Below are 21,376 nucleotides of genomic sequence, written 5' to 3' on the forward strand. Positions count from 1 at the left end.
ATCGCCAACTCCAACCTGGTGCCGCACTGGGCGACCTGGGACCATTTCAACGCGCTCGATGCCAAGGGCCTGATGATGTACGGCCAGATGACCGCCGGCAGCTGGATCTACATCGGCTCGCAGGGCATCGTGCAGGGAACCTACGAAACCTTCGTCGAGATGGGCCGCCAGCACTACGGCGGCGACCTCACCGGCCGCTGGATCCTCACCGCCGGCCTGGGCGGCATGGGTGGCGCGCAGCCGCTGGCGGCCTCGCTGGCCGGCGCCTGTTCGCTGAACATCGAATGCCAGCAGTCGCGCATCGACATGCGCCTGCGCACCAAATACGTGGACGAACAGGCCACCGATCTCGACGATGCCCTTGCCCGCATCGAGCGCTACACCAGCGGCGGCCAGGCCAAATCCATCGCGCTGCTGGGCAATGCCGCCGAAATCCTGCCCGAACTGGTGCGCCGCGGCGTTCGTCCCGATGCCGTCACCGACCAGACCTCCGCGCACGATCCGCTGCACGGCTACCTGCCGGCCGGCTGGACGCTGGAAGAATGGTTCAGCGAGCAGAAGAACAACCCGCAGAAGGTCATCGACGCGGCCAAACATTCCATGCGCACGCATGTGGAGGCGATGCTGAACTTCGAGGACATGGGCGTGCCCACCTTCGACTACGGCAACAACATCCGGCAGATGGCCTTCGACGTGGGCTGCAAGGACGCTTTCGACTTCCCGGGTTTCGTGCCGGCCTACGTGCGGCCGCTGTTCTGCCGCGGCATTGGTCCCTTCCGCTGGGTCGCGCTCAGCGGCGACCCCGAGGACATCTACAAGACCGACGCGAAGGTAAAGGAACTGATCCCGGACAATCCGCACCTGCACCGCTGGCTGGACATGGCGCGCGAGCGCATCAGCTTCCAGGGACTGCCGGCGCGCATCTGCTGGGTTGGCCTGGGCGACCGCCATCGCCTGGCGCTGGCCTTCAATGAAATGGTGCGCACCGGCGAAGTGAGCGCGCCGATCGTGATCGGCCGCGACCATCTCGACAGCGGCAGCGTTGCCTCGCCCAACCGCGAAACCGAAGCCATGATGGACGGCAGCGACGCGGTCTCCGACTGGCCGCTGCTAAACGCCATGTTGAACGTCGCCGGCGGCGCCACCTGGGTGTCGCTGCACCACGGCGGCGGCGTCGGCATGGGTTACAGCCAGCACAGCGGCGTGGTGATCGTCGCCGACGGCACCGAGGCGGCGGACGCGCGCCTGGCCCGCGTGCTGTGGAACGACCCCGGCACCGGCGTCATGCGCCACGCCGACGCCGGCTACGAGATCGCCAAAGCCTGCGCACGCGAGCAGGGCTTGAACCTGCCGATGCTGGGGGCGGGTAAGTGATCGACATCCTGTTCGCGCTGGCGCTGGCCATGCCGGCGCCGCCGGTCGAAGCGCCGGCGGCTGCCGCGACCGCTGCCGTGGAATGCCCGGCGCCACGAATGGTTCAGCCGCGCTACCCGGTCAAGGAAGCACGCGCGAACAAGACCGGCCTCGTGCTGGTGGGTGCTCGTTTCGACGATTGCGGCCGCGTCACTGAAACCCGCGTCGACAAGAGCTCGGGCATCACGGCTTTCGACGAGTCCGCGCTCGCGTCGGTCGCGGCCTACGTGCTGTCGCCGGGGCAACGGGAAAAAGCGCGTGATGGCTGGATCCAGGCGCCCGTCAAGTTCGGTGGATTCCGCACCGTGGTGCCGGTAAGCATCCCTTGGCCGCGCTCGCATCGCCGGCCCATGTACATCAAGGACGACGAACCCTTCCCGTTCGAGTCGATCCAGGCCTTCCAGGCGGCAGCTCCCGACTCCGGAGACAAGGTGTACAAGCCCCCGTATGCCATGGGCCGGGATCCGGAAATTGGATTGATCCATACCAGCCTCGTGCCGGATGCGCGCGATCCGTCGGTCTTCTGGTTCCGCTATACCGTGCAGCCCCCGCGTCCCGCGTCGCCCACCGCGCCGCCGCCGGAGAACATCAGGGTGGGCGTGGCGCGATACCGGCTGGTGGAAGAACAGGGCGTGCCCGTCGTGCGGTTGGCTATCCTTTGCGAACGCTCGGCCGACGAATGCCAGCGTTTGGAGGCTTTCCTGTTCGAGGGCCTGCCTTTCGCGAAGGCGCGTCGCCGCTGAGGAGCGGAATCCGACGCTGCTGGCGGCTTCGACGCTGGCGCGCCGGTGCGCAACCGCCCATGCTTGGTCGCAGAACCCCAACGGAGTGCAAGACATGATCGGCTACGTCACCCTCGGCACCAACGACATGGCGCGGGCCTGCGCCTACTACGACGCGCTGCTGGCCGAGATCGGCGCCAAGCGCATCATGGAGGGCGAACGTTTCGTCGCCTGGGGCACCGGCATGCAGTCGCCCAGCCTGGGCGTGATCACGCCCTACGACGGCGAGGAAGCCTGCCGCGGCAACGGCACCATGGTCGCGCTGGTCGTGCGCAGCCCCGCGCAGGTTGATGCCCTGCATGCGAAGGCACTTGAACTCGGCGGCACCGACGAAGGCGCGCCGGGCGAACGTTTCAAGGGCTTCTACGCCGCCTACTTCCGCGACCTGGACGGCAACAAGCTCAACTTCTTCTGCATGGGCGCCTGACCGGGAATGCTCTGGGAAACCCTCAGCGCCGCGCGTGACCTGGGCCGCCTCAACGAGGTGGCCTCGGTGGCGGCGCGCTACGGGTTCGGCGACCTGGTGCGGCGCATTGGCCTGGCCGGGGCGCTGGAGCGCGCCGGCCACCTCTTCCACTCGGAGGCCACCGCTGAACTGGCGACGCTGTCGCCGCCCGAACGCGTGCGCCGCGCCTTCGAGGAAATGGGGCCGAGCTTCGTCAAGCTGGGGCAGCTGCTGGCCACGCGCGTCGACCTCTTCGCGCCCGAATGGATCGCCGAATTCGAGAAGCTGCAGAACCAGGTGCCGGCCGCCGGTTTCGAGGACGTGCGCGAACAGCTCGAGCAGGACCTTGGCGGCCCCATCGCCTCGGTTTTCCCCGGTTTCGACGAGGTCCCGATCGCGGCCGCCTCCATTGCCCAGGTTTACCGGGCGCGGCTGGCCGACGGCAGCGAGGTCGCGGTGAAGGTGCGTCGCCCCGGCATCCGCCCGCAGGTCGAGGCCGACATGCGGCTGCTGCAGCGGCTGGCCCGCGTCCTTGAATCGGAGTCGCCCGACCTGCGCCGCTACCAGCCGCAGGCGCTGGTGCGCCAGCTGCAGGCCTCGCTGTCGCGCGAGCTCGACCTGGCCGCCGAGTGCCGCCACGCCGAACGCATCGCCGCCAGCCTGGCCGACGAGCCGGCGCTGGTGGTGCCCCGCGTGTACTGGGACCACACCTGCGAACGCGTGAACGTGCAGCAGTTCATCGACGGCATCCCGCTGGGCGATACCGACGCGCTGCTTGCCGCTGGCGCCGACCTGCCCGAGCTGGCCCGCGTCGGCGCCCGCGCCGGCATGCGCATGATGTTCGAGGATGGTTTTTTCCACGCCGATCCACACCCGGGCAACGTCATCCGGCTTCCCGGGGACAAGCTGGCCCTGCTCGATTTCGGCATGGTCGGCCGCCTTTCCGAATCACGGCGTTACCAGGTGCTGGACCTGTTCGAAGGCCTGGTTCGCCGCGACGCCGGCCAGGTGGCCGAAGTGCTGCTCGAATGGGCCGCCGACGACCAGATGGACGAAGCCGCCCTGCTGCAGGAAGTGGACGCCTTCATCGACCACTACCACGGCGTGCCGCTGGGCGAACTACGCCTGGGCACCATGCTCACCGAGATCACCGCGCTGCTGCGCGAGCACGCGGTCGTGCTGCCGGCCGACCTGGCGATGATGGTGAAGGTGCTGGTCACGCTCGAAGGCGTGGGCCGCCGGCTCGACCCGGACTTCGACATGGCCAGCGAAGCCGAACCCTACCTGCGCCGGGCCATGCGCGCACGTTATTCGCCCAAGGCCATCGCCAGGCGCGGCCGCCGCGTGGCCGGCGACACCGTCAGCCTGCTTTCATCGCTGCCCGGCCAGCTGCGCCACGCGCTGCGGGCGCTGCGCCAGGGGCGCTTCAACCTCAACCTGGACGTTGAACGGCTCAAGGCGTTTGGCGACCAGGTGGCGCATTCGGCGAACCGCCTGACCGTCGGGATCGTCGTGGCGGCACTGATCGTCGGCTCGTCGATCGTGATGACCGTCGAAGGCGGCCCGACCCTGCTGGGCCTGCCGCTGTTCGGCCTGCTGGGGTTCCTGGGCGCCGCGGTAGGCGGCGTCTGGCTGGTGTGGACGATCTGGCGCAGCGGCGGCGGCCGCTGAGGCTTCAGCCGGCGGCGCGTACGTGGATCTCGGCGTCGCCCCAGCGCACCACCTGGCCGGCGCGGATCTTGGCGGTCTTGCGCAGTTCCACCGCGCCGTCCACCGTCACTTCGCCGCTGGCGACGATGGCCTTGCCCATGCCGCCGCTGCCGCACAGTCCGGCCAGGCGAAGCAGGTCGTTGAGCGCGACGACATCGCGGTCGAGTTCGAAATCGATGATGTTCATGCCGTGTCCCTGGCGGGTGAGGGTGGCCGCGGCTGGCTGGCCAGCCAGCGGTCGAGGGCGTTGCCGAAAGCCTGGCGGTCGCGGGCATGGAAGCCGGCCGGGCCACCGGTGTCGACGCCCGAACCACGCAGTTCGTCCATGAAGTTCCGCATCGTCAGGCGCTGGGCGATGGTGTCGGCGGTGTAGAGCTCGCCGCGCGGGTTCAGGGCCAGCGCGCCTTTTTCCAGCACCAGCGCCGCCAGCGGGATGTCGGCGGTCACCACCAGGTCGCCAGGCGCGCAGCGTTCGACGATTTCGGCATCGGCCACGTCGTAGCCACCGGACACCTGCACCGACTTGATGTAGCGCGAGGGCGGCGTGCGGATCCAGCTGTTGGCCACCAGCGTCACCGGCACCCGGGTGCGCTCGGCGGCGCGGAACAGGATGTCCTTGATGACGTTGGGGCAGGCGTCGGCGTCAACCCAGATAGGCATGCAATGGCAGTCGGCAACAAAGGCAAAGGATACGCCGCCGGCGTCAGGGGCCAAAATCCGCGACGTCCGCCAGCAGCCAGTCGATGAAACCCTGCGCGGCAGGGCTCGGCTGGCGGTGCGCCGGGTACACCACGAAATAGCTCCAGCGCGCCGGCATGCCCGGCAGGTCGAGCAGCCGCAGGCGGCCGTCGGCGAGGAAAGGCGCGAGGATCCGCTCGCGGGCCAGCGCCACGCCCAGGCCCAGGGCGGCGGCCAGCATGGCGTCGGTGGTGTCGCTGAACTGGTAACGCTCGCGCGGCGTCGCGCCGTGCACGCCGGCGGCGCGGAACCAGTCGTGCCAGCCCTGGCGGGCCTTGTCGGCGATCAGGGGCAGCGCGGCGAGGTCGGCCGGCGAGTGCACGTCCGCCAGCCCGGGCATGGCCGGCGAGGCCACCGGCCGCATGGTGTCGTCCATCAGCGCCACGGCGGCAAGCCCCGGCCACTGGCCCGGGCCGTGGCGAATCCCCAGGTCGTGGCCGCCGTCCTCGAAGCGGCTGAGCGTGGCTTCGGTGTCGAACACCAGTTCGGTGTCGGGATGTAGCGCCACGAATCGACCCAGCCGCGGCAGCAGCCAGGTGTGCACGACCGAGTGCAGGGTGGTGATGCGCACCTTCGCGGCCTGCAGCCGGCGCGGTCGCAGGCTGTTCAACACGCCTTCCATGTCAGCGAGCGCGTTGCCGGCGGCGTCGGCCAGTTGGCGGCCCTCCTGGGTGAGGGTGACGCCACGGGCGTGACGCTGGAACAGGGCCACGCCCAGCCGGGCTTCAAGCTTGCGGACGTGGTGGCTGACCGCGCTCGCGGTCAGGTGCAGCTCTTCGGCGGCATGGGTGAAATTCTGGTGGCGCGCCGCCGATTCGAAGGCGGCAAGCGCCGGCAGCAGGTCGGACCGGACGCGTGTCATGAGCCTCAAGCCAGGTTTGTGGCACTGCCGGAAAGTATGCGCTTGTAGGCTTTTCGGGGCCACCGATAATGGCCGCAGCCAACAACTGGTTTGCCCCTCGCCATGAAGAACCCGCCGCCCCTGGTGTCCCCCGCGCCGCCGATCGAAACCCGGGCCTGGCTGACGCCGCTCGAATTGCTGCTGCTCTCGGCGGTCTGGGGCGCGTCCTTCCTGTTCCAGCGGGTCGCCGCGCCGGAGTTCGGCACGGCGCCGCTGGTCGAGATGCGCCTGGCCTTCGGCGCGCTGGTTTTGCTGCCCTTCCTCTGGCTGGCGCGGGCAAGGCTGCCGCGCCGCCTCTGGCCGCGCCTGGCCCTGGTCGCTGCGATCAATACCGCCATTCCCTTCGCCCTGTTCGCCTGGGCGGCGCAGCGGGCACCGGCCGGCGTGGGCGCCATCACCAATGCCATGGCCGTGCTGTTCACGGCCCTGGTGGCCTTCCTGTTCTTCAAGGAAGCCATCGCGCCGCGCAAATGGTTCGCCCTGGTGCTGGGCTTCATCGGCGTGGTCGTGCTGGCCAGCGACAAGACCGGCGGCGGCAACATCGGTGCGGCCGCGGCGGCCGGCGCGCTGGCTGCCTTCCTGTACGGCGTGGGCGCCAACCTGGTGCCGCGCTGGTTCGCCGGCCTGCCGCCGGTGGCGGTGGCCGCGGCCACGCTGCTGTGCGGCGCGCTGATGGCCCTGCCGTTTGCCGTGGCGTCCTGGCCGGTCGTGCCGGTGTCAGCCGCGGCCTGGGGCTCGGCGATCGCGGTCGGCGTGCTCAGCACCGGCTGGGCCTACGCCATGTTCTACCGGCTCATCCAGCGCGTGGGTGCCGCCCGGGCCGTGACGGTGACCTACCTGGTGCCGCTGATGGCGGTGGCCTGGGCCTGGAGCCTGCTCGGCGAAGCCCTGACCTGGCCGATGGCGGTGGCCTGTGCCCTGATCCTGGGCAGCGTGGCGGTCAGCCAGCGTGCGCCCCTGGCCAGGGCCTGATCGCAGGCAAAAAGAAGGCAGGGCCGACTGTCCCGAAAACAGCCGATCGCCCTGCCAAAGGGTGTCAACGCCAGGGGGCGGTTGACTGCAAAGTGGATTCCGGACGGCTCGACGAGGAGAAGAACGCGCCCGGGGCGTGGCCAATGGACCATTCCGGCGGCGGGGGCGCAAGGCGGGCAGGATGGTAGTCAGGGCGGGCATTGCTAAGCAGGACTAACAGGCTGCCGGCAGGTCCTTGAAACGACTGGTGTCGCTGACCGCCAATGAGCAAATGCGGACAAGGTGTGGAGAGTAATGCTTACCTAGTTAGCATTATTGTCAGAAGACGCTCCCGAGGCCTCCCGCCGGGCCTGCGCCCGGGCCAGTCCCGCGCCGGTAAATGCCCAGGCCAGGGCCACGCCGGCGCCGGCCACGGCGACCACGGCCGGGCTGGAGGCGAAGGCGTCGATGCCGGCCTTCACCCAGCCGCTGACGGCATCGGCACCCCGGTAGACCGCGGTATCGATGACGTTCTTGGCCTTGTACTTGGCCGAGGGCGCGACGACGGTGAACAGCATTTCCCGGCCCGGCCGGGCCAGGGCGTACTCGCCGGCGCGCCGGGTCACCATGACGATGGCCAGCACCGCGAAGGTGGGCGCCATCGCCAGCCACAGGAAACCACCCACCATCACCACCGGCACCGTGGTCAGCAGCACCACCAGGCCCAGGCGGCGCACGATGCGGCCGGTCAGGAACAGCTGGGTCAGGATGGCGATCGTCTGCACCACCGTGTCGAGCAGGCTGAAGACGCGGGTCTGGTCGGTCGGGTCGGGGAAATGCAGTTCCACCAGGCGCGCCTGTTCGAAATAAAGGAAGGTCGTCACCGTCGCCAGCAGCACCACGAAGGTGGCGATGCCGAGCAGGTAGGGCGATCCGAGCACGGTGCCGATGCCCTGGAAGGGATTGCCGCCCAGCGGTGCGCGCCGGGCCAGGACTTCGGCTTCGTCGAGCGGGTGGCGGTCGCGCCAGCCCTGCAGCCACAGCGCCGCGCCCGCCGAACCCAGCAGGAACACGGTGGCCAGGGCCATCAGGCCGCCGTGGCCCAGGGATTCGACCAGCAGCAGGCCCAGCAGCGGGCCCAGCAGGCCGCCGGCGCTGGCACCCGCGGCCATCAGCGCGAAGACGCGCTTGGCCTGGGCGGCCGGGAACAGGTCGGCCAGCACGCTCCAGGCCACCGAGATCGCCAGCAGGTTGAACACCGACAGCCAGATGTAGAACGCGCGCGCCAGCCAGGGATTGTCCGGGGCAGCATGGATTGCGGCCGCGAAGCCCAGCAGGTTCAGCGCGAAGAAGCCGTAGGTCCAGGGCAGGATGCGCCGGCGGCGCACCGTGCTGGCGACCAGGCCGAACAGCGGTATCGCCACCAGCGTGGCGATGAAGGTGCCGGTGAACAGCCACTGCAGGTTGCGCACGCCGCCGGCGATGCCCATGGTCTCGCGCACCGGCCGCAGCATGAAATAGCCGGCGAACAGCAGCAGGAACATCGCCATGCCGGCGACCACCGCCGGCACTTCCTCGGCTTCGATGCCGAAGAGCCGGGCGACCAGGTGCCTGATGCCGCCCGGCGACGTGGCCATGTCAGGCGAACATCGCGATCAGTTCGGCACGCTGCGCCGCGTCCAGCGTTTCGCCGCTGCCGGCGCGCAGGTTGTCGGACTGGCGGTCGGGTTTGCCGGTGGCCGGGATCACCACCGTCACCGCCGGATGGCTCAGCGCGAACTTCAGGAACATCTGCGCCCAGGAGCTGACGCCGACCTCGGCCGCCCAGCCCGGCAGCGGCTTGCCGGCGACGCGCGAGAACAGCCTGCCGTCGTCGAAGGCGCGGTTGACCATCACCGCCACGCCGTTGTCGGCGGCGGTTGGCAATACGCGTTTCTCCGCGTTCGGCGCCCCCACGGCGTAGTTGATCTGCACGAAGTCGGGCTTTTCGGCGGCGACGATGTCGGCCAGGGTATCGTGGGCTTCGTCGCGGAAATGCGTGAGCCCGACGTACTTCACCTTGCCCTGGGCCTTGAGTTCGCGGGCCAGCGCCAGCTGGGTCTTCCAGTCGCGCAGGTTGTGCACGGCCAGCAGCTCCACCTTGTCGGTACGCAGGCGGCGTAGCGAGTCGGCGAACTGCGCTTCACCGGCGGCGCGGTTGTCGGCCGCCAGTTTGGTGGCCAGGAAGATGCTGTCGCGCAGGCCCAGTTCGGCCATCAGGTCGCCCAGTACGTCTTCGGCATTGCTGTAGTTGGGCGAGGTGTCGATGACGCTGGCGCCGCCGGCGACAAAACGCCGCAGCACTTCCTTGAGTGGTTCGCGGCCGGCCGCATCGACTTCGAAGCTGCCCGAGGTGCCCATGCCGATGACCGGGATCCTTTCGCCCGTGGACGGGATCGCACGCATCTGCATGCCCGGCGGCAGCGGCGTCAGTGCGAGGGCGGGGCGCAGGGCAACGGCGCCCGCGGCGATCACGGCGGCGGAAAGGAATTCGCGACGGCTGGCCATGGCTCGGACCTCGGCAGGGAAGGACGTGACGGCGATGGTGTCGCAGGCTACGTGAACTTTCCGTTCACCGCCCCCTGCCGGTGGTCGGGGCCTCAGATCGCCCCGCCCGGCGGGTCGTCGCGGAAGTCCCGCGCGGCCAGGCTTTGGCCAAGACGGAATACGCCCTCGCGAACGACCCGGCGCATGACGATGTCGATGATCGTGGTCTGGTTGGGTTCGATGATGTCCAGCAGGCCGCCCAGGTCGGCGCCCATTTGTGCAGCCCAGTGTTCGACCAGCTGTTCGCCGCCGCGCGGCTGCAGCTTCAGGCCGTAGGGCGGGCGGGGCAAGCGTTCGGGCAACACGATCCGGCCGTCCGGGCCCGGGACGGGCGGCGAGCCCGCCAGCGCCGCGTGGTTGAGGAAAAACGCCAGGTGCCCGGGCGCGCGCCGGTTGCCCTGGCGGTCGGTCAGGAAGCCTTCGGGCAGCTGGTTGGGGTCGGCGGCCGGGCCTGCGGTCAGCAGCAGGTCCAGGTTGCCCAGGCGCACGCCGGTGTCGTCCATCAGGCGAAAGATGACCATCGAGTGCGGATCGTGCACGTAGCGCCGGTCGGGAAGGACCGGGATCTTTTCGACCTCGACCCGGCGTGCGGGCTGCTGGTGCAGCCGGTTTTCGGCGGCGAAGGCCTGGCCCAGGGCCAGGTAGGACGGTTCGTCGGCCACGGCCAGGCAGCGCAGCACCGCGTCCACAGTCGGGTGCGGCAGGTCGTCATCGGGCACGCTGGCCATGATTCCCATGTCGCTGCCGCTGTGCGAAAGCCCGGGCAGGATGCGGAAGGGCGTGGGTGCCGAACGGTGGCTGCCGGCCAGGGACAGTTCGCGCAGGCGCTTGCGGGCGCTGGGCAGGGCCTCGCCCGGCACCGGCGCGGGCTGTTCGAGCACCACGTGGCGGGCATTGAGGTTGGCCGCCGCCAGGCGCACGACGCCGTCGCCGCCGGTTTCGCCGGTGTAGGCGTTGACGTGGTCGTAGAGCTTGCGGTCGATGGCGTCGCCGCTGAGCACGAACGGAAACACCGGCCTGGGCCCGCGCGGAAGGTGCAGCTTCGGGTAGTCGTGGATCCAGCGCAGGTTGAGCGCCAGCGATTCCGGGCTGGCCAGCTCCAGCCAGTCCAGCACGCCCTGGCCGGGTTCGACGTCGTTGAACCAGGCACGGATGCCGGCCAGCCGGCCCTTGCCCAGCTGGGCCAGCGCCGACCCGAAATTGGCCGGCGCCAGCATCACCAGGTGCGACAGCGGGCAGTCGGCCAGCCGTCCGGGGCGCACGTAGAACTGGTCGAGCCATTCGCGCAGCACGGGGCCGCCGGTGCTGTGGGTGATGCAGGCGAAGCGGCGCTCGCGGCCGGCACCGGCCAGCACGCCCCGGATGGCGTGGTCGAAGGCCCGGGCGATGTCGCCCACCCGGACCTCGTCGCGGAAGCTGACGTACTGGCCCAGGTAGACGTGGGCCACGTCCAGGCCGGGTCCCCCGCGGCGGGCGGCCTCGCGTTTGAGCCGCGCCGGCAGGTCGCCGTAGGTGGACGTGCTGGTCACCGACCAGCCATGCACGAATACCAGCAGGGGCTTGGCCATGGGTGGGGCCTGACGGGGGGGAACCCATGCTAACTTAGCCCCCGGAAACAGGGGGATGCCCGCAGATGGTGCTTGAAGAGCGGCAGATGCTCGTCGGTCTGCTTGAAAAAGGCATGTACGTCAGTCGGCTGGACCGCGACTGGGTCGGTACGCCTTTTCCCTTCCAGGGCTTCGAGATCACCTCCGACGAGGACATCGAGCTGCTGTCGGCCTACTGCACCAGCGTCTTCATCGACGTGCAGAAGAGCCTGATCAACGCCCGGCCGTCCCTGCGCGTCGGGTCGGCGCCGCGCAACGTATTCCCGCCGCGTGGCCCCGAATACCACAACACCGTCGACATCAAGGAAGAGATCCCGCGCGCCCGCGAGGTCCACGCCAACCTGCGCGCCCTGGCCGAACGCATCGCCGACGACGTGCGCAGTGGCCGCCGCCTCGAGCCGGGCGTGGTCCGCGAAGCGATCGAACCGATGGTCGAAAGCCTGCTGCGCAATTCCGACGCGCTGTTCTGGCTGATGGCGCTGATGAAGCGCGACGATTACATGTACAGCCACGCGGTGAACTGCAGCGCCCTCGCCGCCGCCTTCGGCCGGCACCTGGCGCTGCCGCGCGAAGTGCTGGTGGAGCTGGCCACCGGCGGTTTCCTGCTCGACGCCGGCATGGCTTCCCTGCCCAGCGACGTGGTCCAGCACGGCGGCAAGCTCGACCCCGAGGCGATGAAGCTCATGCGCGGCCACGTGCAGCGCAGTATGGAAGTGCTCGACCAGGCCGGTGTCACCGGCAAGTGGGCCCGCGAACTGGTAGCGGCCCACCACGAACGCCACGACGGCTCGGGCTACCCCGATGGCCTGGCCGGCGACCGCGTGCCGCTGGCCGGGCGCATGGGTGGCATCGTCGATACCTACGACGCCCTGCGCAGCGACCGCCCGCACCGAAACGGCGAATCGCGCCACGGCGCGCTGCAGGCGCTGTACCGGGCCCGCGACCGCATGTTCCAGGCCGAGGTGGTCGAACAGTTCCTGCAGTGCCTGGGCGTGTACCCGACCGGGTCGCTGGTCGAACTCAATACCGGCGAAGTCGGCGTGGTGATGGCGCAGAACCAGGTGCGTCGCCTGCGTCCCCGCCTGATGTTGCTGCTCGACACCGAGAAGAAGCCCTACGAACCCTACCGCGACGTCGACCTGATGCAGCACGGCGTCGACCTCGCCGACGGCGGCGTCAAGATCGCCCAGGCCCTGGAGCCCGGCGCCTACGGCCTGCGGCCCGAGGAACTGTTCCTTTGACGCCCGGGACGCGGCCATGATCACCCGCAACACCGCCATGGCCGACGTGCTGGCGCCCAAGGTCGCGTCGGCGCTAGCCGAAGGCCAGTCCCTGGGCATCGTCTGCATCGGCATGCAGGGCCTGCGCCGGCTGCGCATCCACGCCGGCTATGCCGCGGTGGACGAACTGCTGCGCCAGTCGGCCGAACGCCTGCGCGCGATCCTCCGCCCCGGTGACGAAATGATCGAGCTCGGGTCCGGCGACTACGGCCTCGTCCTGGCCGGACTCAAGGACAGCCAGCACGCGCTGCTGGCGGCGGCGCGCGTGCAGCGCCAGTTCGAACAACCCTTCGACGCGGCCGGCCAGCCGGTGCTGGCCATGGTGTCGGTGGGCGTGGCCATGTGCCCCGAACACGGCGACGAACCCGAGCTGCTGTGCCGCCAGGCCGAACAGGCCATGCTGCAGGCGCGTTATGAACCCGACCGCATGCTGGTCTGCAAGTCGCGCATCACGCCCACCGGCGTCGACCCGGCCGACCTGCTGGTGGCGATCAACGAAGGCCAGCTGTCGATGTGGCTGCAGCCGATCCTGGACGTGCGCCGCCGACGCGTCGTCGGCGCCGAGGCATTGGCGCGCTGGGAACACCCGACGAAGGGTTTCATCAGCCCCGGCGTTTTCATCCCGGTCGCGGAAGGTTCGGGCATGATTTCTCACTTCACGCGCTGGTCGGTCAACGCTTGCCTGCAGCAGGTGTCCGAGGCGCGCAAGCAGGGCCTGGATTTCCCGATCGCGCTCAATCTCTCGGCCACCGCCTTCGCCGAACGCGGCCTGGTCGAGCAGCTGCTGGGCGGGCTGACGCTCTGGGACGTGGCGCCGCGCGACCTGGTGCTGGAAGTCACCGAAACCGCCATCGTCGCCGACGTGCGGCGCGGCGCGAACCAGCTGCGCCAGCTCAACGCCGCCGGCGTGCGCGTCTCGATCGATGACTTCGGCGTCGGCAACGCCTCGGTGTCCTACCTCAAGGAATTCCCGGCCACCGAGATGAAGATCGACCAGTCCTTCGTCACCGGCATGCTGGGCGACCTGCGTTCGCTGCAGATCGTCAAGGCGATGATCGGCTTCGCCCACCAGATGGGCATGCGCGTGGTCGCCGAAGGCGTCGAGGACGCCGCCACGCTTGAAGCCCTGGGCGACCTCAACTGCAACCTGGCCCAGGGCTGGGCGATCGGCAAGCCCAAGCCGGCGGCGGAGTACATGGCCGAACTCAAGGCCGAACCGCCGCGCTGAACCCGATCAGGCGGTTTCCGGGTCGTCGCCGGTGCCCGCGGCCACGCGGCTTGCCGTCGGCAGGCGCTTGGGCACCCGGTTGGCGTCGAGCAGGCGTTCGATGCGCGCGAATACCTCGGCGCGCGAGAACGGTTTCTTCATGAAATCGTCGGCGCCGATGCGGTGCACGTAGAACTGTTCGGTGGCCTGCTCGTTGCCGCTGATCATGATCACCGGGATGTCGCGCGTCTGCGGGTCGCGGCGCAGCTGGCGCAGGGCGGCGAAGCCATCCATGCCCGGCAGCACGATGTCCAGGAACACCAGCTCCGGGCTTTGATTGCGGGCGATCTCCAGTCCCTGTTCGGCGTCGCTGGCTTCGAGCACGTGGTAGTCGTTCTGCCGGAGCATGCGCGAGAGCAGGGCAACGATCGTCGCCGAATCGTCGATGACCAGCATGCGGGTGCCGGGGCGGGCATTGGTGCGGGCCTTGCCGCGGCGTTCGGGTCCCGGGCTGGCGCTGGCCGGCTTGTCGGCCGCAGCTTCGCTGGCCTCGGCGTGGGCCACCGGCGCGGCCGGTTTGCCCCAGCCGAACAGCCGTTTGATTCTTTCGTAAACGTCCACGCGATGCTCCCCTGCTTATCCCCGGGGCACAGTGTCCACGCCGCGCGCCCGGCTGGCAATGCGCGGCGACTGGACAGCCCGGCCGGCATGGCCCAGGCTTCCGGGCCCAGACTTCCCCGGATCGAGCGATGGCGCCCAAGTCCACCGTGCACAAGGCCAGGCTGCAGATCAGCGACATGGACCGGCACTACTACGCCAGCCACGACCTGGTGCTGGCCCAGCATCCTTCCGAAACCGACGAGCGGCTGATGCTGCGCCTGCTGGCCTTCGCGCTGTTCGCCGACGAACGCCTGGAATTCGGCCGCGGCCTGAGCACCGACGACGAACCCGACCTGTGGCGCAAGGACCTCACCGGCGTCATCGAACAGTGGATCGACCTGGGCCAGCCCGACGAATCACGCGTGCGCAAGGCCTGTGGCCGCGCCGGCGAAGCGGTGGTGCTGACCTACGGCGGCCGCGGCGCCGACCTGTGGTGGGAAAAACACGAAGCCGCGCTGGCGCGCTTCGGCAATCTGGTCGTGGTGGACGTTGTTCCCGAACAAGCCAAGGCCCTGGGCCAGCGCCTGGTGCGCGGCATGGACGTACAGGTGGTGGTGCAGGACGGCGTGCTGCAGTGGATAGACGAGGCCGGCACGCTGGAGCTGACGCCGCGCATGCGCCGCGGCCGCACCTAGTCGAGCACCTTGCCTTCGGCCGTGCCCAGGTTGGCCGGTTCGGGCTTGGGCAGCGGGTGCCGCGACAGCAGCGGGTGCACGAACACGCCGGCCAGGATCACCACCACGCCGGCGTAGAACATGCCGCCCAGTTCGTGCTGCTCGCCCAGCAGCACGATCGCCAGCACGATGGCGTAGATCGGCTCGAGGTTCACCGCCAGCTGCGCGGAAAACGCGCTCAGGTGCCGCAGCGCCACCAGCGACAGCGCGAACGGCAGCAGGGTGCAGGCCAGGGCCAGCACCAGCAGCCAGACCATGTCCATGGCGCCGGGGATCACCAGCGGCGATCCGAACCAGGGCAGCAGCGGCGTCAGCAGCGCCAGCACCAGTCCGCCGGCGCCCAGCTCCAGCCCGGTGACCGTCAGCGGGTCGGCGCGTTCGACGTAACGTTTGTTGAGCGAACCGAACAGCGCCACCAGCATCGCCGAAATCGTGCCGACCACGATGCCCATGCGCATGCCGTCGGGCACGCCGCCCACCACCAGTGCGACGCCCGGCACGACCGCCACGCCCAGCAGCAGTTCGCGCGGCTCGAACCTGCGGCCGGTGATCCAGGGTTCGACCATGGGCACGAACACCGTCGCCAGCGCGATGCAGGTCACCGCCACCGAGGCGTTGGCCAGCTTGATCGCGCCGTAGAAGGTGAGCCAGTGCAGCGCCACCAGGGTGCCGATGCCGGAATAGACCAGCCACAGCCGCGGTGGCAGCGCGCGCAGCCCGCGCCAGACCCGGGGCACCAGCAGCAGGGCCAGCGCCACGATCGCCATGCGCCAGACCACCAGGGCCATGGCCGGCAGCGTGATCACCTTGCCCAGGATGGCGGTGAAGCCCCAGAGCAGCACGCAAAAGTGCATCTGCCAGTAGGCCTTGGTGGTCGGGGTCATCGGCTGGGGCCTTCGGCGAGTGCGCGTTTCTGGAGGGCGGAGAGTTGTTTGATGGCGTGTTCGGCCTTGAGCGCGCTGGACCGGTCCGGATGTTCGAAGCGGGCCAGCAGGCGGCGCGGCGGGTGCGACCGGGTGTAACGCGCGCCCTTGCCGGCGGCATGTTCTGCGTACCGGCGATCGACGTCCACGGCCACGCCGGTATAGACGCTGCCGTCCAGGCATTCGATCAGGTAGACGAACCAGGGCATGGGCGGCATTCTCCCATGCAGCCGGCATGCATCGCGCGGCCCGGCGCAAGGGAGGAGGGGAACGATGCGTTGTTTCTTGGTGGTGGTCTTGCTCGCGCTGCCGGTGCCCGTGCTCGCGGCGGCTCCGGCGCCCCTGTGTCCCGGCACGGCCGGCTTTGCCCGGGCCGTGCAGGCCGCCGGCCAGGCCGCGGCCGCCCGGGGCGACCGGGACAATCTCGTGCCGAACCTGGCGGCCTGCCTGGCCCACCCGGATCCGGAAATTCGCGACGCGCTGGCCTACACCACCCTGGCCACCTGGCTGCGGGCCGACGCCGTGTCGCCGGCGGTCCGCGCCGGGCTGATGCAAACGCTGCTGGGCGACCTGGCGCCCGAGCATCCGGACCCCGCCGGATTCCAGGCGCCGTTTGCGGCCCTGGTGCTGGCCGAAGTCGCGCGCACCGACCGGGTGGCCGCCTGGCTGTCGGACGAACAGCGCGAAACGCTGGTGTCAGCCGCGGCGAACTACCTGTCCGGCGTGCGCGACTACCGCGGTTTCACCGATGGCGAGGGCTGGCGCCACGGCGTCGCGCACGGCGCCGACTTCGTGATGCAGCTGGTGCTGAACCCGGCGCTGGACGCCGCCGCGCGCCGGCGCTTGCTTGGCGCGGTGGCCAGCCAGGTTGCTCCGAATGGCGCGCCGCCTTACGTGCACACCGAATCCGAACGCCTGGCGCGCCCGGTGCTGCTGGCGCTGGGCCTGGACAGCTTCGACCAGGAAAGCTGGACGGCCTGGCTGGACGGCGTGGCTGCCCCCGCGCCGATGGCGTCCTGGGACGAGGCCTGGAAAAACGAAGCCGGCCTGGCGCGCCGGCACAACCTGCGCGCCTTCCTGCTGGCCCTGCATTCCGGCATCAGCAGCCAGGAAAACCTGTCCGGCTACCGGCCGGCGGTGGAAGCCGCGCTGCGCGCGAGCCAGTAGCCGGCTTCAGCCTGCGGCGGCCGGCTTCGGGATGGGCCGTACCGGCACCGACAGGTTGCACACGTCGATGTGGCCGGCCGGGTGCAGGTACCACTCGTCGCTGCGGTTGCGGCGCGATTCGACGTAGGCGTCCCAGGTGGGCGTGTCGGTGCGCATCACCTCGATGTGCGCGCGCTGGTCGGGCTCGATTTCCGACGCCAGGCGCACGGCCAGGATCGGCACGCGCTGCGAAGCCTCGGTGTAAAAGCCCAGCGGACCACTGCCACGCGGCATCACGCTCAGCCGTTCCATGCCGACCACGACCCGGCCGACGGTGGTGATGTTGAGGTCGAGCTGGCGCGGCGACTGGCCGGTGACAACGTAGAGTTCGCTGCCGTTGCTCGAGTCGGGCGCCATGGCGCGGCCGGCGCCGACGGTGCCGTAACAGTGGGCCAGCCAGGCCTTGCCGGCCTTGGGGTCGCGTGCGGCGGCGAAGCCCTGCACGAAGCCGACCTCGGGCGCCCAGCCGTCCGGGTCGGGCAGGGCGTGGAAATCCAGGCCTTCGGCGGCGCGGCTGAATTCGGCCGGCAGCGATTCCCTGGCTTCGCCCAGCGGCCGGCGCAGGGCCAGTTCGTCACCGGCCGGGTCGCCCCACTGCACCACGAAGTTGTCGTGCGAGCGGTTGATGGACAGGCCGTCGAAGTAACGACCCTTGACCATCGTTCGGATGTTGGCCGTGTGTTCGGGCGCGAAATCCGGCGCCAGCTCCATCACCACCATGCCCGAGGGCAGCTGCATGTAGACCGTGTTTTCCGGGTCCAGCGGGCGCCAGTCCGCCGGCGTGGATGCGTCGATGACTTCCTGCGTTGTCAGCGCTTTTGCGGCCGGGGCGCCCGATTGCACCGGTGCGTTCGCACAGGCCGCCAGGGACAGGGCCAGCAGGGTCAGGGGCAGGGTCGGGCGCATGCGGTTTCCTCGCTGGACGGTGCCGACCAGCCTAACGCAAGCCGGCTCAGTCGGGGTCGGGCGGTGGTTCCTGCAGGGCAGCCAGCTGTTCCTGCATCTGGGTGATCACCGACTCCCAGTGCCGCGGCGCCTCGAACCACGGGAAGGCAACCGGGAAGGCCGGGTCGTGCCAGCGGCGGGCGATCCAGGCGTTGTGGTGCAGCAGGCGCAGCGTGCGCAGGGATTCGACCAGGTGCAGTTCGCGGCGGTCGAAGGCGCGGAAGGTTTCATAACCCTCCAGCAGCCAGCGCCAGGGCTCGCGGCTGTCTTCGCGCCGGCCGGCCAGCATCCACAGGTCCTGCACCGCCGGCCCCGACAGGCAGTCGTCGAGATCGACGAAGTGCGCCTGCTCGTCGCGCCACAGGATATTGCCCGGGTGGCAGTCGCCGTGCAGGCGCAGCACGGTGGATTCGCCGGCGCGTTCGTAACAGGCGTCCATGGCGTCGAACAGGGCTTCGGCCAGGCGTTCGAAGTTGCCTTCCAGGTCGGGCGGCAGCCAGCGGTTTTCCAGCAGGTAGTGCACCGGGTCCTCGCCGTGGCTTTCGATGCCGATCACGCCGCGGTGGGTGAATCGCCCGGAGGCACCGACCGCATGCAGGCGGCCCAGCACGCGGCCCAGGTGGGTGAGCACGTCGCGGTTGCCTGGCTCGGGCGCATGGCCGCCGCGCAGTTCGAACAGCGCGAAGCGATGGCCCTGGAAGTGGTGCAGGGTGCGGCCCTGGATTTCCAGCGGCGCGACCACGGAAAGATCGGCAGCCTTTAGTTCGGCGGAAAAGGCGTGTTCTTCGCCGATGGCTTCGTCGGTCCAGCGGCCGGGGCGGTAGAACTTGGCCACGCGCGCCGGGCCCTGTTCCATGCCGATGCGATACACGCGGTTTTCGTAGCTGTTGAGCGCCAGCACGCGGCCATCGCTGTGCAGGCCGAGTGACTCGACGGCGTCGAGGATGCGGTCGGGGTCGAGGTCTGCGAACGGCGTCTCGCCGCCCACTAGCGGGGCAGCTCCAGCGCGGTGGCGCGGCTGGCCAGGGCCTGGGACAAATATAGGTGCGAACCGATGGGCGTGAAGCCGGCCTTGCCGAAGGCCTTGCGGTACCAGGCGGCTGGGCGGCGGTGCAGTTCCTTCAGGTCGCCGACGATCTCATCGCCTTCGGCGAAGACTTCGAGGAAGGCGACGCCGTGGCACAGGCGCGAAAATTCCTTCAGCCCGCGCAGCAGTTCGTCGTCGGCCAGGTAGTGCATCACGTCCGAGCACACCAGCAGGTCCACCGGCCGCGAAAACCCGACCGCGGCCAGGTCGCCGAAGGGCATCCAGTGCAGGTTCCGGCTGGCGCCGTAGCGGTCGATGGCGTAGTCGCTGCTGTCCAGGCCCATGTAGTTCAGGCCGGGGCGCAGACGCAGCAGCGGCGCCCGCCAGGCGCCTTCGCCGCAGCCGACGTCGAGCACCGACTTCAGCGGCCGGCCCAGGTGGTATTCGGCGGTGGCCACGGCCAGCGCCACCTTGCGGCCCAGCGCGGCGGCGCCGCCCAGGTCGCGGCGGCGGTACCAGTTTTCGAAATAGTCGCGGTCGTAGACCTTCTTCATGCCGGCCGCGCCTTGCCCCGGTGCAACAACCACATCGCGAACAGCGCGCCGGTGAGGTACATGCTGAGCGCATAGATGGCCGGCGCGATGCTGGCCGCGTCGCGGCCCAGCACTTCGATGGCGATGAAGATGGCCAGGGTGCCGTTGTGGATGCCGATTTCGAAGGCGATGGCGATGGCCTGCGGTTCGGCCAGGCGCACGCCGCGCGCCACGAAATAACCCGACAGCAGGCTGACCAGGTTGAACAGCACGCAGGCCAGCCCGACCACCGGCGCGTACATGCGCACGATGTCCCACTCGGACACGAAGGCCATGATGATCAGCACGCCCAGCAGCAGCGAGGACAGCAAGCGCACCGGCTTTTCCGCCGCCGCCGCCAGCGCCGGGCGCCAGGCGCGCAGCGCCATGCCCAGGGCCACCGGGCCGACCACCAGTACGGCGACCTCGACGATCTTGCGGGTCGGCGGCGGCACGCTGCCTTCGGCGCCCAGGAACACCGACAGCGCAAGCGCCGTCCAGATCGGCAGCGTCACCAGCGCCAGCACGCTGTTGATGGCGGTCAGGCTGATGTTGAGCGCGACGTCGCCGCGCGCCAGGTGGCTGAAAAGATTGGCGGTGACACCGCCGGGCGAAGCCGCCAGAAGCACCAGGCCCAGGGCCAGTTCGCCGGGCAGGCCGAAGGCCTTGGCCAGGCCGAACGCGACCGGCGGCAGCAGCAGCACCTGCACCGCCAGCGCCACGGCCACGGCGCGCGGCACCGCCAGCACGCGGCGGAAGTCGGCCAGGGTCAGGTGCAGGCCCAGCCCGGCCATCACCACGGCCAGCGCGGCCGGCAGGAACAGCATCAGGACCGGGTTGTCGGACATCAGTCCAGCTTGCCGATGATGACCGAACGCATGGAGATGGGGCCGACCACGTCTTCGTTGAAGAACTCGACCGGGTCCTCGTCGCGCTGAAGGGCCAGCACGTACAGCAGCGGCAGGTAGTGTTCGGGCGAGGGGATGGCCATCAGGGCGTCGGGGCCCAGGGTTTCGTAGCCGAGCATGCCTTCGTGGTGGCCTTCGGCGATGCGTTCGGCGATGTCCTCGTCGAAGCGCTGGGCCCAGTCCAGTGGCTCGGTCTGGCCCTGCCGCCAGTAGCGCAGGTTGTGCACGATGTTGCCGGTGCCCACGACCAGCACGCCTTCGTCGCGCAGCGGCGCCAGCTGCTGGGCGAAGTCGTAGTGCCAGGCGCCGGGCTGCAGGATGGAAAGGCTCAGCGGCACCACCGGGATGTCGGCCTCGGGGAACATGGGCTGCAGCACGCTCCAGACGCCGTGGTCGAGGCCGCGGTGCGAGTCGAAATGCACCCGGGGATCGTCCACCAGCTCGGCGACCCGGTGCGCCAGGTCCGGGCTGCCCGGCGCCGGATAGCGCACGTCGAACAGTGCCTTGGGAAAGCCGCGGAAGTCGTGGATGGTGTCGGGCTTCTCGGCGCTGCCGACAAAAACGCCTTCGGTTTCCCAGTGCGCGGAGACGCAAAGGATGGCCTTGGGACGCGGCAGGCGTTTGCCCAGCGCCTGCCAGCTTCGACGCCAGGCGTTGTCCTCGATGGCGTTCATGGGCGATCCGTGCCCGACGAACAGGGCGGGCATCGGGCCAGGCATGGACGGGCTCATCGAGACACTCTCCGACAGGGGGGATTGGCCCCCACATTAACCAAGGCGACGAGGGATGCAAGACGGGCGGGCTTCCGCGGCCCCCGCTGGCCCCGCCGGGGACCGTGACT

The 21,376-nt window shown here is 69.7% G+C and carries 23 protein-coding genes; 9 read left to right on the plus strand and 14 right to left on the minus strand.

What is annotated here, in order from left to right; translation table 11 throughout:
* The 4 genes from hutU to AACZ35_RS00780 form a co-directional block, all read left to right on the plus strand.
* A partial coding sequence (gene hutU, locus AACZ35_RS00765; RefSeq protein WP_339824858.1) for a urocanate hydratase occupies positions 1-1,374 on the plus strand: 1,374 nt, incomplete at its 5' end.
* Positions 1,371-2,156, plus strand: coding sequence for an energy transducer TonB (locus tag AACZ35_RS00770; protein WP_339824861.1), 786 nt, complete (start codon positions 1,371-1,373; stop codon positions 2,154-2,156). The genes hutU and AACZ35_RS00770, both read left to right, overlap by 4 nt.
* A gap of 94 nt (positions 2,157-2,250) precedes the next feature.
* Positions 2,251-2,622: a VOC family protein gene (locus AACZ35_RS00775; protein WP_339824864.1), complete on the plus strand. Its 372-nt coding sequence runs from the start codon at positions 2,251-2,253 to the stop codon at positions 2,620-2,622.
* 6 nt (positions 2,623-2,628) lie between these two features.
* The gene (locus AACZ35_RS00780; RefSeq protein ID WP_339824866.1) at positions 2,629-4,311 is read left to right on the plus strand and encodes an AarF/UbiB family protein; all 1,683 of its coding nucleotides are present in this window, start codon (positions 2,629-2,631) and stop codon (positions 4,309-4,311) included.
* 4 nt (positions 4,312-4,315) lie between these two features.
* On the opposite strand, the gene AACZ35_RS00785 is transcribed toward AACZ35_RS00780, so the two are convergent.
* Genes AACZ35_RS00785 through AACZ35_RS00795 form a run of 3 tightly spaced genes read right to left on the minus strand, consistent with a single transcriptional unit; the run spans position 4,316 to position 5,950 of the window.
* On the minus strand, positions 4,316-4,537 hold the full coding sequence (locus tag AACZ35_RS00785; protein WP_339824869.1) for an RNA-binding S4 domain-containing protein: 222 nt from the start codon (positions 4,535-4,537) through the stop codon (positions 4,316-4,318).
* A complete protein-coding gene (locus AACZ35_RS00790) occupies positions 4,534-5,010 on the minus strand; it encodes a YaiI/YqxD family protein (RefSeq protein WP_339824872.1) in 477 nt (158 codons plus the stop codon). The genes AACZ35_RS00785 and AACZ35_RS00790 overlap by 4 nt, the downstream gene beginning before the upstream one ends.
* A gap of 43 nt (positions 5,011-5,053) precedes the next feature.
* Positions 5,054-5,950, minus strand: coding sequence for a LysR substrate-binding domain-containing protein (locus AACZ35_RS00795; protein ID WP_339824875.1), 897 nt, complete (start codon positions 5,948-5,950; stop codon positions 5,054-5,056).
* 102 nt (positions 5,951-6,052) lie between these two features.
* On the opposite strand from AACZ35_RS00795, the gene AACZ35_RS00800 reads away from it, so the two are divergent.
* Positions 6,053-6,961, plus strand: a complete 909-nt coding sequence (locus AACZ35_RS00800) for an EamA family transporter (protein ID WP_339824878.1) — start codon at positions 6,053-6,055, stop codon at positions 6,959-6,961.
* Positions 6,962-7,263: 302 nt separating this feature from the next.
* Here AACZ35_RS00800 and AACZ35_RS00805 read toward each other — a convergent pair whose 3' ends face one another.
* The 3 genes from AACZ35_RS00805 to AACZ35_RS00815 form a co-directional block, all read right to left on the minus strand.
* Positions 7,264-8,577, minus strand: coding sequence for an MFS transporter (locus AACZ35_RS00805; protein ID WP_339824881.1), 1,314 nt, complete (start codon positions 8,575-8,577; stop codon positions 7,264-7,266).
* Between the two features lies 1 nt (position 8,578).
* Positions 8,579-9,487, minus strand: a complete 909-nt coding sequence (locus AACZ35_RS00810; protein WP_339824883.1) for an aldo/keto reductase — start codon at positions 9,485-9,487, stop codon at positions 8,579-8,581.
* Between the two features lie 92 nt (positions 9,488-9,579).
* Positions 9,580-11,094 carry a phospholipase gene (locus AACZ35_RS00815; RefSeq protein WP_339824886.1) on the minus strand — a complete coding sequence of 505 codons (1,515 nt, stop codon included), beginning with the start codon at positions 11,092-11,094 and terminating at the stop codon, positions 9,580-9,582.
* Between the two features lie 86 nt (positions 11,095-11,180).
* Here AACZ35_RS00815 and AACZ35_RS00820 point away from each other — a divergent pair, with 86 nt between their 5' ends.
* Both AACZ35_RS00820 and AACZ35_RS00825 read left to right on the plus strand, forming a co-directional pair.
* Complete coding sequence (locus tag AACZ35_RS00820; RefSeq protein ID WP_339824888.1) at positions 11,181-12,374, plus strand: HD domain-containing phosphohydrolase; 1,194 nt, start codon at positions 11,181-11,183, stop codon at positions 12,372-12,374.
* A gap of 16 nt (positions 12,375-12,390) precedes the next feature.
* Positions 12,391-13,641, plus strand: coding sequence for a GGDEF domain-containing phosphodiesterase (locus tag AACZ35_RS00825; protein WP_339824890.1), 1,251 nt, complete (start codon positions 12,391-12,393; stop codon positions 13,639-13,641).
* Positions 13,642-13,647: 6 nt separating this feature from the next.
* On the opposite strand, the gene AACZ35_RS00830 is transcribed toward AACZ35_RS00825, so the two are convergent.
* Positions 13,648-14,241, minus strand: a complete 594-nt coding sequence (locus AACZ35_RS00830; RefSeq protein ID WP_339824892.1) for a response regulator — start codon at positions 14,239-14,241, stop codon at positions 13,648-13,650.
* A gap of 128 nt (positions 14,242-14,369) precedes the next feature.
* On the opposite strand from AACZ35_RS00830, the gene AACZ35_RS00835 reads away from it, so the two are divergent.
* Entirely contained in the window at positions 14,370-14,915 is a 546-nt protein-coding gene (locus AACZ35_RS00835) for a YaeQ family protein (protein ID WP_339824894.1), read from the plus strand.
* Here the strand turns inward: AACZ35_RS00835 and AACZ35_RS00840 are convergent.
* Complete coding sequence (locus AACZ35_RS00840) at positions 14,912-15,838, minus strand: DMT family transporter (protein WP_339824897.1); 927 nt, start codon at positions 15,836-15,838, stop codon at positions 14,912-14,914. The genes AACZ35_RS00835 and AACZ35_RS00840 overlap by 4 nt on opposite strands.
* Positions 15,835-16,095, minus strand: a complete 261-nt coding sequence (locus AACZ35_RS00845; protein ID WP_339824900.1) for a GIY-YIG nuclease family protein — start codon at positions 16,093-16,095, stop codon at positions 15,835-15,837. The genes AACZ35_RS00840 and AACZ35_RS00845 overlap by 4 nt, the downstream gene beginning before the upstream one ends.
* A 55-nt stretch (positions 16,096-16,150) precedes the next feature.
* Between AACZ35_RS00845 and AACZ35_RS00850 the strand changes: the two genes are divergently transcribed.
* Positions 16,151-17,044 carry a DUF2785 domain-containing protein gene (locus tag AACZ35_RS00850; RefSeq protein ID WP_339824903.1) on the plus strand — a complete coding sequence of 298 codons (894 nt, stop codon included), beginning with the start codon at positions 16,151-16,153 and terminating at the stop codon, positions 17,042-17,044.
* Positions 17,045-17,050: 6 nt separating this feature from the next.
* Here the strand turns inward: AACZ35_RS00850 and AACZ35_RS00855 are convergent, their stop codons facing one another.
* The 5 genes from AACZ35_RS00855 to ygiD are packed head-to-tail and all read right to left on the minus strand — an operon-like array spanning position 17,051 to position 21,266.
* Entirely contained in the window at positions 17,051-17,989 is a 939-nt protein-coding gene (locus AACZ35_RS00855) for a peptidylprolyl isomerase (RefSeq protein ID WP_339824905.1), read from the minus strand.
* Between the two features lie 46 nt (positions 17,990-18,035).
* Entirely contained in the window at positions 18,036-19,016 is a 981-nt protein-coding gene (locus tag AACZ35_RS00860) for a serine/threonine protein kinase (protein WP_339824907.1), read from the minus strand.
* Positions 19,016-19,609, minus strand: a complete 594-nt coding sequence (locus AACZ35_RS00865) for a class I SAM-dependent methyltransferase (protein ID WP_339824909.1) — start codon at positions 19,607-19,609, stop codon at positions 19,016-19,018. Before AACZ35_RS00865 ends, AACZ35_RS00860 begins: the two co-directional genes overlap by 1 nt.
* Positions 19,606-20,475 carry a bile acid:sodium symporter gene (locus AACZ35_RS00870; protein WP_339824912.1) on the minus strand — a complete coding sequence of 290 codons (870 nt, stop codon included), beginning with the start codon at positions 20,473-20,475 and terminating at the stop codon, positions 19,606-19,608. Before AACZ35_RS00870 ends, AACZ35_RS00865 begins: the two co-directional genes overlap by 4 nt.
* On the minus strand, positions 20,475-21,266 hold the full coding sequence (gene ygiD / locus AACZ35_RS00875; RefSeq protein ID WP_339824914.1) for a 4,5-DOPA dioxygenase extradiol: 792 nt from the start codon (positions 21,264-21,266) through the stop codon (positions 20,475-20,477). The genes AACZ35_RS00870 and ygiD overlap by 1 nt, the downstream gene beginning before the upstream one ends.
* Positions 21,267-21,376: the final 110 nt, after the last annotated feature.

Origin of the sequence: uncultured Arenimonas sp., from assembly GCF_963976025.1 — a bacterium.
GTDB lineage: Bacteria > Pseudomonadota > Gammaproteobacteria > Xanthomonadales > Xanthomonadaceae > Arenimonas.